Origin of the sequence: Aeromonas sp. S16(2024) (assembly GCF_041403065.1) — a bacterium.
Taxonomy (GTDB): Bacteria; Pseudomonadota; Gammaproteobacteria; order Enterobacterales; family Aeromonadaceae; genus Aeromonas.
The window spans coordinates 73,386-88,604 of record NZ_JBGLQX010000004.1 but is presented as its reverse complement, the minus strand read 5'-3'; the positions used below and the strand labels follow the sequence as shown (position 1 = coordinate 88,604).

General features: G+C 62.4%; 14 protein-coding genes and 1 riboswitch. Of the genes, 6 read left to right on the top strand and 8 right to left on the bottom strand.

Annotated features, from left to right (window positions below):
* Positions 1-91: 91 nt before the first annotated feature.
* Together ACB030_RS04610 and ACB030_RS04605 are read left to right on the top strand one after the other, a co-directional pair.
* On the top strand, positions 92-2,692 hold the full coding sequence (locus tag ACB030_RS04610; RefSeq protein WP_371158398.1) for a glycosyl hydrolase family 18 protein: 2,601 nt from the start codon (positions 92-94) through the stop codon (positions 2,690-2,692).
* A 328-nt stretch (positions 2,693-3,020) separates the two neighbouring features.
* Positions 3,021-3,106, top strand: a riboswitch (cyclic di-GMP riboswitch).
* 285 nt (positions 3,107-3,391) lie between these two features.
* Positions 3,392-6,070 (top strand): carbohydrate-binding protein, encoded by a 2,679-nt coding sequence (locus tag ACB030_RS04605; protein WP_371158396.1) that lies wholly within the window; start codon positions 3,392-3,394, stop codon positions 6,068-6,070.
* A gap of 163 nt (positions 6,071-6,233) precedes the next feature.
* On the opposite strand, the gene ACB030_RS04600 is transcribed toward ACB030_RS04605, so the two are convergent.
* Together ACB030_RS04600 and crp are read right to left on the bottom strand one after the other, a co-directional pair.
* Positions 6,234-7,034, bottom strand: a complete 801-nt coding sequence (locus ACB030_RS04600) for a putative RNA methyltransferase (protein ID WP_371158394.1) — start codon at positions 7,032-7,034, stop codon at positions 6,234-6,236.
* A gap of 122 nt (positions 7,035-7,156) precedes the next feature.
* Positions 7,157-7,795 (bottom strand): cAMP-activated global transcriptional regulator CRP, encoded by a 639-nt coding sequence (crp, locus tag ACB030_RS04595; protein ID WP_025328082.1) that lies wholly within the window; start codon positions 7,793-7,795, stop codon positions 7,157-7,159.
* A gap of 373 nt (positions 7,796-8,168) precedes the next feature.
* Here crp and ACB030_RS04590 point away from each other — a divergent pair, with 373 nt between their 5' ends.
* Together ACB030_RS04590 and ACB030_RS04585 are read left to right on the top strand one after the other, a co-directional pair.
* Positions 8,169-8,573 carry an OsmC family protein gene (locus ACB030_RS04590; protein ID WP_106885955.1) on the top strand — a complete coding sequence of 135 codons (405 nt, stop codon included), beginning with the start codon at positions 8,169-8,171 and terminating at the stop codon, positions 8,571-8,573.
* A gap of 48 nt (positions 8,574-8,621) precedes the next feature.
* Positions 8,622-8,921 (top strand): hypothetical protein, encoded by a 300-nt coding sequence (locus ACB030_RS04585; RefSeq protein WP_205641133.1) that lies wholly within the window; start codon positions 8,622-8,624, stop codon positions 8,919-8,921.
* A gap of 69 nt (positions 8,922-8,990) precedes the next feature.
* Here ACB030_RS04585 and ACB030_RS04580 read toward each other — a convergent pair whose 3' ends face one another.
* The 3 genes from ACB030_RS04580 to ACB030_RS04570 all read right to left on the bottom strand — a co-directional run bounded on the left by ACB030_RS04580 (position 8,991) and on the right by ACB030_RS04570 (position 10,926).
* The gene (locus ACB030_RS04580; protein ID WP_371158391.1) at positions 8,991-9,524 is read right to left on the bottom strand and encodes a DUF4136 domain-containing protein; all 534 of its coding nucleotides are present in this window, start codon (positions 9,522-9,524) and stop codon (positions 8,991-8,993) included.
* A gap of 15 nt (positions 9,525-9,539) precedes the next feature.
* Positions 9,540-10,409, bottom strand: coding sequence for a phosphoribulokinase (locus ACB030_RS04575; protein ID WP_005330514.1), 870 nt, complete (start codon positions 10,407-10,409; stop codon positions 9,540-9,542).
* Positions 10,410-10,680: 271 nt separating this feature from the next.
* Positions 10,681-10,926 (bottom strand): YheU family protein, encoded by a 246-nt coding sequence (locus tag ACB030_RS04570; RefSeq protein WP_371158519.1) that lies wholly within the window; start codon positions 10,924-10,926, stop codon positions 10,681-10,683.
* Between the two features lie 89 nt (positions 10,927-11,015).
* Between ACB030_RS04570 and ACB030_RS04565 the strand changes: the two genes are divergently transcribed.
* Positions 11,016-12,167, top strand: a complete 1,152-nt coding sequence (locus ACB030_RS04565) for a membrane-associated sensor domain-containing protein (protein ID WP_371158389.1) — start codon at positions 11,016-11,018, stop codon at positions 12,165-12,167.
* On the opposite strand, the gene ACB030_RS04560 is transcribed toward ACB030_RS04565, so the two are convergent.
* The 3 genes from ACB030_RS04560 to ACB030_RS04550 form a co-directional block, all read right to left on the bottom strand.
* Positions 12,149-13,126, bottom strand: coding sequence for a hydrolase (locus ACB030_RS04560; RefSeq protein ID WP_371158388.1), 978 nt, complete (start codon positions 13,124-13,126; stop codon positions 12,149-12,151). The genes ACB030_RS04565 and ACB030_RS04560 overlap by 19 nt on opposite strands.
* A gap of 59 nt (positions 13,127-13,185) precedes the next feature.
* Positions 13,186-14,085: a chemotaxis protein CheV gene (locus ACB030_RS04555; protein ID WP_283941886.1), complete on the bottom strand. Its 900-nt coding sequence runs from the start codon at positions 14,083-14,085 to the stop codon at positions 13,186-13,188.
* A gap of 152 nt (positions 14,086-14,237) precedes the next feature.
* On the bottom strand, positions 14,238-14,927 hold the full coding sequence (locus ACB030_RS04550; RefSeq protein ID WP_371158386.1) for a hypothetical protein: 690 nt from the start codon (positions 14,925-14,927) through the stop codon (positions 14,238-14,240).
* 39 nt (positions 14,928-14,966) lie between these two features.
* Between ACB030_RS04550 and ACB030_RS04545 the strand changes: the two genes are divergently transcribed.
* A complete protein-coding gene (locus ACB030_RS04545) occupies positions 14,967-15,173 on the top strand; it encodes a YheV family putative zinc ribbon protein (protein WP_033130616.1) in 207 nt (68 codons plus the stop codon).
* Positions 15,174-15,219: the final 46 nt, after the last annotated feature.

The window sequence follows — 15,219 nt, the reverse complement described above, 5'->3', positions numbered from 1 at the left end:
AAGCCATGGTGGCGATGATGTCTGCGTTACCTGGCAGGTTGCGTTGCCTTTTTCGTTGTTAATTCCAATAACGAAATAAGGAAGTTCAAATATGTTAAGTCCAAAACTATCCCTGCTGACGCTCCTGGTCGGGGGACTCTGTGCTACCTCCGCCTTCGCCGCTGCCCCGGGCAAACCCACCATAGGCTCGGGCCCCACCAAGTTCGCCATCGTCGAAGTCAATCAGGCCGCCTCTGCCTACAACCAGCTGGTGACAGTTCACAAGGATGGTGCCCCCGTCAGCGTGACCTGGAATCTCTGGTCCGGTGACGTCGGTCAGACCGCCAAGGTGCTGCTCGATGGCAAGGAGGTGTGGTCAGGCCCTGCTTCCGCCGCGGGTACCGCCAACTTCAAGGTGACCAAGGGGGGCCGCTACCAGATGCAGGTCGCCCTGTGCAACGCCGACGGCTGCACCCTCTCCGACAAGAAGGAGCTGATGGTCGCCGATACCGACGGCAGCCACCTGGTGCCGCTCAATGCGCCCCTCAAGGAGAACAACAAGCCCTACGCCAACAAGTCTGGCAAGGTGGTGGGGGCCTATTACGTGGAGTGGGGCGTCTATGGCCGCAAGTTCACCGTGGACAAGATCCCGGCCCAGAACCTGACCCACATCCTCTACGGCTTCACCCCCATCTGCGGCGGCAACGGCATCAACGACAGCCTCAAAGAGATCTCAGGCAGCTTCGAGGCGCTGCAGCGCTCCTGTGCCGGTCGTGAGGACTTCAAGGTCTCCATCCACGATCCCTGGGCGGCTGTTCAGATGTCCCAGGGCAACCTCAGCGCCTGGGATGAACCCTACAAGGGCAACTTCGGCAACCTGATGGCGCTCAAGCAGGCCCATCCGGACCTCAAGATCCTGCCGTCTGTCGGGGGCTGGACCCTCTCCGATCCCTTCTACTTCTTCGGCGACAAGACCAAGCGCGACACCTTCGTTGCCTCGGTCAAAGAGTTCCTGCAGACCTGGAAGTTCTTCGATGGCGTGGACATCGACTGGGAGTATCCGGGTGGACAGGGAGCCAACCCCAACCTCGGCAACCCGGCGACCGATGGCCAGACCTATGCCGTGCTGATGCAGGAGCTGCGGGCCATGCTCGACGAGCTGGAAGCCGAGACCGGCCGCCAGTATGAGCTGACCTCCGCCGTCGGCGCCGGTGGCGACAAGATCGAGGATGTGGACTACCAGAGCGCCCAGCAGTACATGGATCACATCTTCCTGATGAGTTACGACTTCAAGGGCGCCTTCGACCTGCAGAACCTGGGTCATCAGACCAACCTCTATGCCGCGAGCTGGGATCCTGACACCAAGTACACCACCGACAAGGCGGTGAAAGCCATGCTGGCCAAGGGCGTACCGCCCGGCAAGCTGGTGGTGGGCGCCGCCATGTATGGCCGTGGCTGGAGCGGGGTGAAGAACTACCAGGCCGGCAATCCCTTCACCGGTACCGCCACCGGGCCGGTCAGCGGCACCTGGGAAAATGGCGTGGTGGATTATCGCGACATCGTCAACAACCGCATGGGCGCCGGCTGGGCGCAGGGTTATGACGAGGTGGCCGAGGCTGCCTATGTGTTCAAGGCCAGCAGCGGCGATCTCATCAGCTTCGACAACGATCGCTCTGTCAAGGCCAAGGGGCAGTACGTGCTGGCGAACCAGCTTGGCGGCCTGTTCGCCTGGGAGATCGATGCGGACAACGGCGACATCCTCAACGCCATGCACGAGGGGCTGGGCCACGGCGAGGGCACACTGCCGCCGGTCAACAAGCCGCCTGTGGCCAATGCCGGCAGCGATCTGAGCGTCACAGGCCCGGCCGAGGTGACCCTCAACGGCTCCGCCTCCCACGATCCGGAAAGCGGCGTGCTGACCTACAGCTGGAAGCAGGTCTCGGGTCCCCAGGCCAGCCTGCTGGACGCCACCCAGGCCAGGGCCCGCGTGGTGCTGGATGCCGCCACTACCGACATCAATCTGGTGTTCGAGCTGACAGTGACCGACGATCAGGGACTCTCGGCCAGGGATCAGGTGGTGGTGACCAACAAGGCGCCACAGCCGAACCTGCCCCCCGTGGTCAGCGTACCGGCCAGTGCGACCGTCGAGTCCGGCAAGCAGGTGACCATCAAGGCCACTGCGTCCGATCCGAACGGTGATGCCCTGAGCTATCAGTGGAGCCTGCCAGCGGGTCTCACCGCCACCGGTCAGGACAGTGCAACCCTGGTGGTCACAGGCCCGAGCGTCACCAGCGACACTGTCTATGACCTGACCCTGATGGTGACCGACGGGGCACTGGACGCCAGCGCCGGCACCCGCCTGACCGTCAAGCCGGCCAGCACGGGGGGCGGCTGCGAGACAACCGATCCCGATGCGGCCAACCATCCGGCCTGGAACGCCGGCACCGTCTACAACACCAATGACAAGGTGAGCCACAAGCAACTGGTGTGGCAGGCCAAGTACTGGACCCAGGGCAACGAGCCAAGCCAGAGCGCCGATCAGTGGAAGCTGGTGAGCCAGGTGCAGCTCGGCTGGAATGCCGCTGTGGCCTACAACACCGGGGATCTCACCAACCACAATGGTCGCAAGTGGAAGGCCCAGTACTGGACCAGGGGCGACGAGCCTGGCAAGGCCGCCGTCTGGGTGGATCAGGGGGCTGCCAGCTGCAACTGATAGTCATAAGGAATGGGGCCTTGGCCCCATTCCTTTCTCCTGTGACTCTTTGCGGGCTGACCTCAGCTCGGGGCGGATAAACCGCCAGCCATGGCCACCAGCGTCAATGTTGTCGAAGAAATTCATCATTTTCCCTCAAAATGAAAAAATATTTTCATCTTGAAATCGCTCTCAATAGAGTTGGTTGGGTGGTTGACATCCGCTCTCACACCGAGCTTAACCCTGTCTGCAGGGTTCTTTTTTGATAAATCAATCAACTGAGTCCCCGCTCTGCCATTTGCAGTGACTGCGCCTATGGAGAATAATCGCCGCGCACTACTGATTAATTTGTGTATAAGGGCAAACCGGTCGAAAGGCCGGGACGCAAAGCTTCCGGTCTAAGGATCCATGATCTAGGACAGCGGGGCCGCCACAGGTCGTATCGATCCTCTGCCAAGGGGAGATCTTGCACCATCTGTTGGTTACGTCGTCCTTATCGTATTGACTAATAACGAAAAAGGATTATTCGCCATGCAAAGTCCACCCCTCCTCACTGTCGACCTGTCTGGTTGGCGCCCTGCTTGCCTTCCCCCTTCATGTCGCCGCGCCAGGCAAACCCCGCCTCGGCTGGGGTTTAACTCTGTGCTCATGTCAACGCAATAACAACGACGCCCCTGCCACCGAAGCAGGTGCCAATAATAGGGAAATCACGGAATGCAGATGAAAAAAAACAAGGTAAATCTGGCGGTGCAGGGGGGCATGCTCGCCCTGCTGGCCGCATGGGGGCCGCAGGCTCTGGCCCAGCAGAACAGCACCACAGGCGAGTTTCGCAAGGATCAGACCAAGCCACGCCTCTACAGTCAGGAGGCCTGGGTCGATGGCTTCGTCCTGCAACTGCCGCTCGGGGCGACCTTCGCCCCTCAGATGACGGCCTGGGACGAGAACGATGGGGATCTCAGCGGCCGCATCAAGCAGCTCAGCGGTGTGAACACTCAGCAGGTCGGCAGCTATCTGGCGAAGTACGAGGTGCGCGATAACGGCCTGCCTCTGGAGCCAGGCTACAAGAAGGTTGGCGCAAGCACCTCTACCTTCTCCCTGCCCGTCACCGTCTATGATCCCGCCGTGGCCGTGCCGAGTCTGATTCAACCCCTGAGCACCCTCTGGCAGGAGCCCTCTGTCAGCAATGGCCTGCTGAAACAGCGTCCCGGTCAGAGCCTGAGTCGAACTATCCGTATCGCCTCGGCCGAGCACCCCCTGAGCGGGGACGAGCTGGAGATCACCCTGTTCAGGGTGCAGGAGGGGGTCTGGGGCGGCAACGACCGCCAGTTCAGCCTGCGCCTCACCGACATCGAGAGTGGCGAGCCTGTATACGAGGGGAGCATACAGCTCAGCGGCGGTACACAGCTGATCCCGACCGCCCCCATCAAGGTGCGGGCGGATCAAGACTATGAGTTCCGCCTGACTTATGTTTCTGGCCCGGATGAGCAGGGCTTCAGCTCCAATGAGGAGGGGGAACTCTGGTTGGCGGCCGAGGGGCAGCAGGTGCGCGAGGCAAACCCTTATGCCCTGGTGCTGCCAGACCCTGCCAACCAGCTGGCCTTCGATCCAGGCTTGGGGTCTGCTACCAAGCAGAAGCTGCTCAGCAGCCAGGGCGTGCCGGAGGCGCTGCTGATCGGCAAGGTGCCGGGCCCGCAGCCGCTGAGTTATCGCATCGCCAACCCCGAACTGGTCAGTCTGCAACTGGTAACGGGGGAAACTCAGGACAGGTTGCAGTTGCAGGGTCTGGCCGCAGGGGAAACCTGGCTCGATATTCTGGCGGGCGACAGGCTGGTGGAGCAGGTGCGGCTGTTTATCACAGCCCCCAAGGCGCTCAGCCTCTCCTACAGCTACATCGCCTTCCCCGGCGAGCGCCAGACCCACCTGTGGGATGACGGCGCCATCATCATGGCGGACATGAGCAGACGTTTTGCTCCCTACAACATCCGCCTCAACTGGGTGGATCACGGCATCTTGGTACACGAATGGGACAAGAATGGTGATGGTCAAGTCTATGAGACGGATGGCTCGGAATTAGGGGCGCCGCTGCGGGAGGGCTGGATCCCGAACACGGACCAAGTCTTCTCCAACATCTATGTCATGCGTAGCTACAAAGATGATGCCAGGGAGTGCAGTGGTTCGGGGGCTGGTTTGTCCTTCGGCATTGGGCCAGAAGATAGTGCGCCGCGTGCTGGCTATCGGAGCGCCTGCCCCGGCAATATCACCGTCTATGGGCAGTCGCTGACCCTGAGCCACGAGCTGGGCCACAACCTGGGGTTGTGGCATACAGGGTCTGCAGATCCTTACCGAATGAGCAACCTTATGACGTCGGGTAGGCCAGAGGGTATCTTCTTCGCCGATCAGTGGCGCATCATGCACCAGACCATAGACGCACGGATCGTGGCCGGTGATGCGGGGGTAAGTGAGGTAAGTGCAGACCCCATCCTGCCGCCGCCTGCCATCAACCAGCCCCCCTTGGCCAATGCCGGTGGCGATATGCGTACCACGGGCCCTGCCGAGCTGGTGCTCGACGGTGCCGCCTCCCGGGATCCGGAGAACGGTGCCCTGCGTTATCAATGGCGCCAGGTCGGCGGTCCGCAGGCCTCCCTGAGGGATGCGGAGCAGGCGCGAGCCAGGCTGAGTCTGGGCACAGTCGCCCAAGATACCCAGCTGACGTTCGAGCTGACCGTCACCGATGAGCAGGGACTGGCGGGCGTGGACCGCGTGGTGGTGACCCACCAGGCACCACCGCCCAACCAGCCACCCGTGCTGACCGCGCTGGCTCCCGCCTCGGTGCAGGCGGGCATGCAGGTGAGCATTACCGCCAATGCCACCGACCCCAATGGCGACAGCCTGAGCTATCAGTGGGCGGTGCCGGCCGGTCTGACCGCCAGCGGCCAGAGCAGCAAGACCCTGGTGCTGACGGCCCCTAGCGTGGCGGTCAACACGGATTACGATCTGACTGTCACCGTGACCGATGGCGCCCTGGATACCCAGGGCCAGACCCGGCTTACCGTCACCCCGGCAAGCGGTGGTGGTGAATGCAGTGCCACCGATCCAGACGCGGCCAACTGGCCGGCCTGGAGTGCCGGCGCCGTCTACAACACCAATGACAAGGTGAGCCACAAGCAGCTGGTGTGGCAGGCCAAGTACTGGACCCAGGGCAACGAGCCGGGCCCGGCCGCCGATCAGTGGAAGCTGGTGAGCCAGGTGCAGCTCGGCTGGAATGCCGCTGTGGCCTACAACGCCGGTGACCTGACCACTCACAATGGCCGCAAATGGAAAGCCAAGTACTGGAGCAAAGGCAACGAGCCGGGCAAGCACGATGTCTGGGTGGATCAGGGGGCTGCCAGCTGCAACTGATGGTCATCAGGAATGGGGCCAAGGCCCCATTCCTTGGTCAGGCTTCCAGGTGAAGATCCGCTGCCGTCCCTGATTCCTTGCTGCAAGCGGCAAGGCCAGGACGCCATGCCGCGCAGACTAAAAAGGCCCGTATGGGCCTTTTTTTTCATCTGGGATAGACAGCTCAGAGCGGCTTCTGCCACAGGCTCAGCAGCAGATCCTGTTCAAGCTCGTCCGGCCCCTGCTGGGTGAAGGCGTGACGCTGTTCACCGCCGGCGCGCCAGCCGAGGCGACTGGTTTCCAGCACATGGGCGCGCAGAGCCTGATCCATGGTCATGGAGAACTGGCAGCGTTGCCGCTCAACGGGGACTAGCCCGGCCAGGGCTGGCCAGCTGAGGGGGTGCTCCATGCTCACCGGGTTGAGGCTGACCCTCAGCTGCCACTGGTGGCGCGGGCCCGGTTGCAGGTGAAGCAGGTAGCCGCCCGGGGTCAGCAGGCTGACCAGCAGCTCTGTCTTGATCTTGAGATCGTTGACCAGCAGCACCTGGGCGGAGCCGGCCAGCAGCGGCGCCTTGGCCGGATCGGCGATGACGAAATGGCCGTCGGGCTGCGCCTTGTTGGCGGCGAAGATGGCGTTCTTGGCCAGATCGAGGCCGCCAAACTGCCAGCCCGGCAGGCGCTCTGCCAGGGCGCGGCAGTAGTACCCCTCACCACAGCCGAGATGGATCAGCTCGCGCTCGCCGAGCGGTGCCAGCAGGGTTGCCATGGCCTCCACCAGGGGCAGCTGGTGCCCTTGCTCCAGGAAGCGGCGCTTGGCGCGCAGCAGGGCCCGGCTGTCGCTGTCCTTGGGATCCTTCTTGCCCGGGATGAGATCCAGATAACCTTCCGGGGCCGGATCGAAATGGTGCTTGTTGTCGCAATAGACCCCGCGGGAGGCTTCATGAAGATGCAGGGGGCTGCGGCACAGGGGACATTGAAGATGCATACACACTCGCTTGGTTGAGGCCGGGGAAGGGCGTGCGGGATTATAGGGGAGGAGATCAGAAAAGGCTGCCGTGGCAGCCTTTTTTATCCAACGACCCTGTGCTGAGCCGTCGGGGAACCCGGTCAGCGGGTGCCAAACACCACTATGGTCTTGCCGTGGGCCGAGATGAGCTCCTGCTCTTCCAGCATCTTGAGGATGCGGCCGACGGTTTCGCGAGAGCAGCCGACGATCTGGCCTATCTCCTGGCGGGTGATCTTGATCTGCATGCCATCCGGGTGGGTCATGGCGTCCGGCTGCTTGGCCAGGTTCAGCAGGGTCTGGGCAATCCGGCCGGTCACGTCCAGGAAGGCGAGGTTGCCGACCTTCTGGCTGGTGTGCTGCAGGCGCTTGGCCATCTGGCCGGAGAGGCGCAACAGGATGTCCGGGTTGACCTGGATCAGCTGGCGGAACTTCTTGTAGGAGATCTCGGCGACTTCACAGGCGCCTTTGGCACGTACCCAGGCGGAACGCTCCGGATTCTCGTTCTCTTCGAACATCCCCATCTCGCCCAGGAAATCCCCCTGATTCAGGTAGGAGAGGATCATCTCCTTGCCCTCGTCATCCTTGATCAGGACGGCGACTGTACCCTTGACGATGTAGTAGAGGGTTTCCGCTTTTTCACCGGCGTGAATAAGGGTGCTCTTGGCGGGATACTTATGAATGTGGCAATGCGACAAGAACCACTCGAGGGTGGGATCGCTTTGCGGTTTGCCAATGATCATGAGACTTCCTCTGTAGTGTCATTTTTATGGACTGTGCGTCCAGGCAAGTTGCCAAGCTTGCCATTCCTTAGTCTTTGGTCGCAGTAGAATAAGAGCCTTTGTCTGTGCTGACAAGGCTTTGGGACTTTGGTGTCCATCTGTGTACATCGATCTGCTGCGCCATTCGGGCCATTCTAGGCAAGAAGGGGGAGGAAGATGTTGATTTCGATCTATTTCCGTCAGGGTCTGCCGCGGTTTCGGAGCAAGTCGTGGCGCCGGGGCGAGGCGATCATCAAATCGGATGTGGCGCAACGTGACGGGGCATGTGCCACTCGACCCCTGCTTGAGGTATGCTATGGGCGTCAGAACCGTCGTCATTGAGAGGAAAAGTGAGATGAAAGCCAAGGTCAGCTGGGTGGAAGGCATGAAGTTTGTGGGCGAGAGCGAGTCCGGTCATCAAGTGACGCTGGACGGCGCCAACCCGGGCGAAGGTGCCAGCCCGATGGAGATGATCCTGCTGGCTGTCGGTGGGTGCAGCTCCATCGATGTGGTCTCCATTCTGGAGAAGGCGCGCCAGAGCGTGACCGCCTGTCATGTGGAGCTGGAAGGGGCCCGTGCTGACTCAGTGCCCCGGGTGTTTGAGAAGATCCACCTCAAGTTCGTCGTGACCGGCAAGGGGCTGGCCGAGAAACAGGTTGCCCGCGCGGTCGACTTGTCGATGGAGAAGTACTGTTCCGTTTCCCTGATGTTGGAAAAAGCGGTAGAAATTACCCATAGTTATCAAATCGTTGAAGCTTGATAGTTGTAGTTTGTCCCGTCGATAACGCCATGACATAAGGAAAGTGCGATGAAAAAAATAATGATGTTGCTTCCTCTGTTCGGGCTGGCTGCCTGCAGCATGCCACAGCCCACCCAGTATCAATACAGCCAGTATCAGTGTGGGGAAGAGTTGCTGGCTATCACCTATGATGCCCAGGCCGACATGGTGCAGTTCCCTTATGCCGGGGTCTATCACAAGCTGGGTCGCATCGAATCACCCAAAGAGACCGCCAGCTATTCCGATGGGGTGACCACCTTCTCCCGTCAGGACAAACAGGCCACCCTGGTCAAGAACGGCGTGACCCTGCTGACCTGTGAACTGAAGTAATCCTCATGCCGTGCAACGGCGTGTATCCACAACGGCCTGCTTGAAGCAGGCCGTTGTGTTATGGGGCGCTCATTGAGCAGGCAGGGAGTCCAGGAGTTGAGCGGCGAGCTGCTGGCTCAGCTGGCTGCGGGCGTCCTCGGCGACGGGCACGTCGCTGGCGAGCTGGATGGCGCTGCTCCAGACGCTTTGCTGGGTGCGCCTGTCGATCAGCAGTATGGCCAGGGTGCCCTTGCGGGCATCGGCGGCGGCATTGAGGCCTGGGGTCATGCCGATGCGGGAGAATATCTCCCCATCGCTCATGTCCTGGCTGCCCGCCACCCCGATGGCGACCCAGACGTCGGCCTCATCGAGGGGCACGCTCTGCCAGCCCTTGCCATCGAGCGCCTGGGTGACGGCCTGCTGCACCGGCTCCAGCCAGGGTGCGGCGCTGTTGCCCGCGTACTGGAACTGCTCCGCCAGCGCATAGCGTGGCGTCGCCCCGTAGGCCCAGTTGTCTGCCGGACGGACCACCATGGTGCCCGTCTCGACCGTGGGGGCGGCGGGGCCAGTGCTGCAACCGCCCAGCAGGGCTGCCAGTGTGAATGAGAGAAGTGCACCGCGCATCATAAGCTCCTTGGCTCAGGTGATCTTGCCGGTTTCTAACAGTTGCTGGATCAGGGGGCGCAGGATCAGCTCCATCGCGAAACCCATCTTGCCCCCCGGCACCACTATGGTGTTCATCCTGGACATGAAGGCCCCGTCTATCATCGACAGCAGGTAGGGGAAGTCCACCTGCTTGATGCCCCGAAACCGGATCACCAGCATACTCTCGTCCAGGCTGGGTATCACCTTGGCGCTGAAGGGGTTGGAGGTGTCCACCGTCGGCACCCGCTGGAAGTTGATGTGGGTGCGGGAGAACTGCGGGGTGATGAAGTTGATGTAGTCATCCATGGAGCGGACGATGGAGTCGGTTACCGCCTCCCGGGAGTGGCCGCGCTCCGAGGTGTCGCGAATGAGCTTCTGGATCCACTCCAGGTTGACGATGGGCACCACGCCGATGAGAAAGTCCACGTGACGGGCCACGTTGTGTTCGCCGGTCACCACGCCGCCATGCAGCCCTTCGTAGAACAGCAGGTCCGTCTCTCCCGGCAACGCCTGCCAGGGGGTGAAGGTGCCCGGCATCTGGTTGAAGGGGACCGCCTCGTCGAAGCTGTGCAGGTAGCGTCTGTACTGGCCGCTGCCGCTCTGGCCGTACTCCTGGAAAAAGGATTCCAGCAGGCCGAAGTCGTTGGCCTCGGGGCCGAAGTAGCTGATGTGGCGCCCCTGCTCGCGCGCCTTGCGGATCGCCACGTCCATCTCGGGCCGGGTATAGCGGTGAAAACTGTCCCCCTCGACCACGGCCGCCTTGTATCCGAGCTGGTGGAACATGGAGCGGAAGGCGTTGGTGGAGGTGGAGGTGCCGGCACCGGAGGAACCGGTAACCGCGATGATGGGATGCTTGGCCGACATAGAATTCTCTCTTCCTTGGGAGTTCCGTTATAAAGGCAGGTTCAAAGTGCGGTCAAGTGCGCCTTGCAACGCGGGCGACATCATGAGCCCCCCATGCTCCCGGCTGCGGGCCTCTATCGGCGCCGCGACAGTCTGCGACGGAGGCAAAACAAGCCTGTTCGAAGCGCCTGTCTCATCGGGCGAGCCGCCCATCTTCCCCCTGAACTGAACGCCTTTCGTGCTCGGCAGGGCCCGGGCCGGACATTGTTCAGCTCGTGTTCCAGCTCTGGTGTCACTCTGCCGGATAGTCGTCCCTCGGCGCATTGCTCAAATGCGTCTTGGGCACGACGTTGACACTCTCGTGCAACTCGCTGTAGACGAGCACGGCACTACCTTGTAGTAATTGCTGTCTGACCTCTTCAACCTTGTCGGCCAGGCTGACATCCTGTTCGCCGTATTCGGTGCCCTCTTGCAGGACGAAATGCTCGAGCAGGTTGTTGAGGGTATCTGGATCCAGTTCTTGCCAGGGGATAATCATGATTTCATCTTCAGTCATAGCGATGCGGATATTGTCGGTGTCTGACCGGCAAGCGCAAGGAGTTTATCTCGGCCCGGGAGAGGGTATTCATGCGATCAGCTGAACAGCGTCGCCCAAGCAGTGAGTTTGACCAGCACCTTCATGATGCGCGGCGGCGCGCTCTGAGCGCGGGGCTGCGCTGGTTCTGGGCCATCAACCAGCTGGCCATCCTCTATCTGCTGGCGCGCTTTTATATCTATCAGGATGCCCGGCCGGTGCGGATTGAGGGGCTGCCCTGGGGGTATGAGTGGCAGATAGGCCTAGTGATTCTGGCCAGCGTGTTGCTTCCTCTGGGCTGGCGCTGGTCCTCTCGCCAGGGGACACCGAGATGGCAGCCCTGGCTCTGGGGTTGCGTCCTGCTGTGGGGACTGGCCTGGGCGCTGACGGCCTATGCCATTGCCACCATAGAGCTCAGAGGGGGATTCAGTCTGGCATTCAACATCGTCAGCCTGTTGCTGCTGACGGCCCTGATCGCCTTCTACTACGAATGGCGCGTCTTCTATTGCCTGAGTGCCCCACCTCTGCTCTTCCTGCTGTTCGAGGAGCGCTGGGTGATGGTGCCGTCCGTCGCTGTGCACTGGCTGGCGGTCGGGGGCTTGTTGATCGTCCTGGAGACGGGGCGGCGGATGCTCAACGGCTGGTTCGAGCTGGCGGTGTCACGCGAATATGACAACCTGATGCTGGCACGCAAGATGGACGCCATGGCCCATCAGGATCCCCTGACCGGGCTCGCCAACCGCCGACACTTCGATCAGGTCTGCAAGCGCGCCATCGCACAGGGCACGACGTTGGAGACACCGCTCACCGTGATCCTGCTGGATGTGGATTTCTTCAAGCGATACAACGACCACTACGGCCATCAGGCGGGGGATGAGTGCCTGATCCTGGTGGCCGAGTGTCTGGAGGAGAGCGTGCGGGAACCCGGCGATCTGGTGGCCCGTTACGGCGGGGAGGAGTTTGTGGTGTTGCTGCAGGAGACGACGTTGGCCGGTGGCCAGGAGGTGGCGGAGCGCATTCGCGCCACCCTGGCGGCCCGGGCGCTGCCCCACGAGGGCTCCGATGTGGCTCCCCATCTCACCCTGAGCCAGGGGATCGCCCAGTGGCGTCCGGGGGAGAGCCTGGTCATGCTGCTCGAGCGGGTGGACGGCGCCCTCTATGAAGCCAAGGAGGCAGGACGCAACGGCTACCGCCTGGCGTCCTGAGTCTGCTCCCGCAGCCACTGGCTGATGCGCTCCTCCAGCCAGAAGCGGGGCCGCCAGGGGGTACCGTGCAGGAAGCCCACGTGGCCACCGCGCCGGCTCAGCTCGTAGCGCACCATGGGGGAGAGCTGCTCCGGTCTGGGGATCACGGCCCCGGTCATGAAGGGATCGTCGGCGGCGTGGATGATCAGGGTCGGGATGGTGATGTGCGCCAGCAGATCAAGGCCGGAGCAGGTCTGATAGTAGTGATCGGCGCTGTCGAAGCCATGGAGCGGGGCCGTGACCTGCTCGTCGAAGTCGCGCAGGGTGGCGATGCGGCTCACCTGCTCCGGTTGCCAGCGGGCTGCGGCTTGTTGGCGGATCTTGCTCTGCAGATTGGCCCTCATGGTGCGCAGCAGGTAGCTCTGATAGACCCGTGAGAACCCCTGATTGACCCTGTCGGCGCAGCTCGCCAGTTGCAGCGGCGCCGAGATCACCACGGCGGCGGTCAGTTCATCCGGACAGGCCCGCGCCAGCAGATTGACCAGCATGTTGCCCCCCAGGGAGTAGCCGATGGCGATCAGCGGCTTGCCGGGAAAACGGCGACCCAGCTCGGCGATCAGCGCCTCTGCATCCTCGATGGCGCCGGAGTGATAGGCCCGCAGCAGCCGGTTCGGCTCGCCGCTGCAGCCGCGAAAATGCATCAGCACGGCGTCGTTCCCCTGCCGCTGCAGGTGGGCAAACAGCCCCTTGGCATAGTGGGAGTGAATGCTGCCCTCCAGACCGTGAAACAGCACCAGCAGCGGCCGCTCATCCGGGCTGATGGCCCCGCTCCAGGCAAGGTCGACGAAGTCCCCATCCGCGAGTTCGAACCGTTCAGGGATGAAGCGGGCCGGTGAGCGGCGCAGCCACTTCGGCAATATGGTTTGCAGATGGGCATTGTGCGCCCACCAGGGGGCGTGGAAGTGGCTTTCTGTCAGCATGCAACGACTCGGGGCAGCAGAAGAGGAAAGGGGCGGCGAGCCCATGGCCCGCCGCGGTATCAGGCGGGCAGGCGATCGTGGTGTTCGGCGCCGCGCAGCATCGCCTGGATCAGCTCGTTGGCTTCAAACTTGGTCAGTGCCTCGTGGGCGCCGACCTGATGGGCCCGCTCCACGCTGATCTCGCTGGAGAGGGAGGTGTGCAGAATGATGTAGGCCTCCGCCAGCCTGGGATCGCTCTGCACCTCGAAGGCCAGCTCGTAACCGTCCAGCCCCGGCATCTCTATGTCGCTCACCAGGATGTCGATCCGGCTGCCCTGAGCGACCCTGGCCTGCATCAGGCTGAGGGCATCGCGCCCGTTGGTGCACACCTCGTAGGGAATGTTGATGTAATCGAGGGCCGCCATCAGCTGGCGGCGGGCGACGGAGGAGTCGTCCACCAGCAGGATCCGCATCGGCTTGAGCCGTTCGCGCTGCACATCGGTCAGCACGGGATAGAGGTGGCTGGGATCGTCCGGATAGACCCGGGACAGGATCAACTCCACGTCCAGCAGCTGGATCAACTGCTCGCCCACCTTGGTCACCCCGGTGACGAAGACGTTCTGACCGAGGGAAGGGGGCGGCGGCTCTATGTCACGCCAGTTGCACTCGGTGATCTTGTCGATGCCCCGCACCAGGAAGCCCACCAGGGTGCGGCGGCAATCCGTGATGATGATGAAGCAGCTGGGCATCTCCTCCCGGCTGATGGGGCGATAGCCCACCGCCATCGCCATGTCGATCACGGGGATGGTGGTGCCCCGCATGCTGGCCGCCCCGAGCACGGTCGGGTGCGAATGGGGCAGGGCGGTGAGCTGGGTGTAGGGGACTATCTCCTTCACCTTGAGGGTGCCGATGGCGAAGGATTGCCTGGCAGAGAGGTGAAACAGCAACATGCCCTGGGATTGGTTGGCCTTGCTCGTCATGGCGGATGTCCTGTTGATCTAATCGGTGACGGTCAATCTGGTGTTCAGCATAGAGGATGATGACCAGGATGATGCCGTTGTTATTAACGGTTATTAGCGACCGCGAGCCGCAAAACTGGACCCTGTCACCCTCATTTATTTTCTCGTCCGGTTCACTGGGGGGAGGCCACCGCCTCCAGCGTCAGCCCGAGCCAGTGCTGGCACGCCTGCGCCAAATCCTGTTCATCCCGGTAACCGAGCTTTGCCACCACCTGGGCCGGCTTGCTGCCACTTCTGAGCAGGCGTACCCCCTGCAGCAACTGCCACTGGGCACCGAGCGCATCGGCTGCCAGGGCGGGATCCACGATGCCGCGCTGGGTGAGGCAAGCCTGCCAGGCCGCGGCGCTGCCTTCAGACTGACCGGCCAGGGCGCGCCAGGCACCTTGCAGCGGCTGATCCACCTGCGCCAGGATGGCGCACGCCTGCAACTCGTCCCCGATGACCCGCAGCCGGTGGCCATAGGCCTCCTGCCAGTCACGGGGCCTGGACCAGGCGGCCAGGCTGTCCAGCAGGGCGTCCATCAGCGGGGTGGGTTGTAACCAGCCAGCCTGGGCCGGTTGCGCCACCCGCACCGAGCAGGTCAGCCGATCATGCTGACAACCCGCCAGGGGAGTGAAGGCGGCGAGGGCATCGGCGCACAGCCAGAAGTGGCTGCCCGCCGTCAGCAACAGCTCATGGGAGCCGAGTCTCAGCAGTGCCGCACCCCGGGTGACGCGCAGCAGCTGACCCAGGGGGGAGCGTTTGCGGGGGCCGACCTGCAGGCAAGGAGTGGAAAAATGCTGATATTCGATGGCGTGATGCATGTAAAAACCCTGATATGATGCTGCCTGGAGGTAACACAAATGGAAACCAGACGTAAAAAACGCTTCATTGCCGGTGCGGTTTGCCCGGCGTGCGGCAAGATGGACACCATGATGCTGTATATGGAGCATGGAGTCGAGAAGGTGACTTGTGTCGACTGCGGGGATACCCAGGTGCAGACCCAGGCCGAGGTGGACAAGGCGACCCGCGAGGCCGAACAGGTCATAGGGGTCTTTCGTCCCGAATGACGTACCGCCGGATGGCCGGGGTAGACCAGGCCATCCGCGAGGCTGA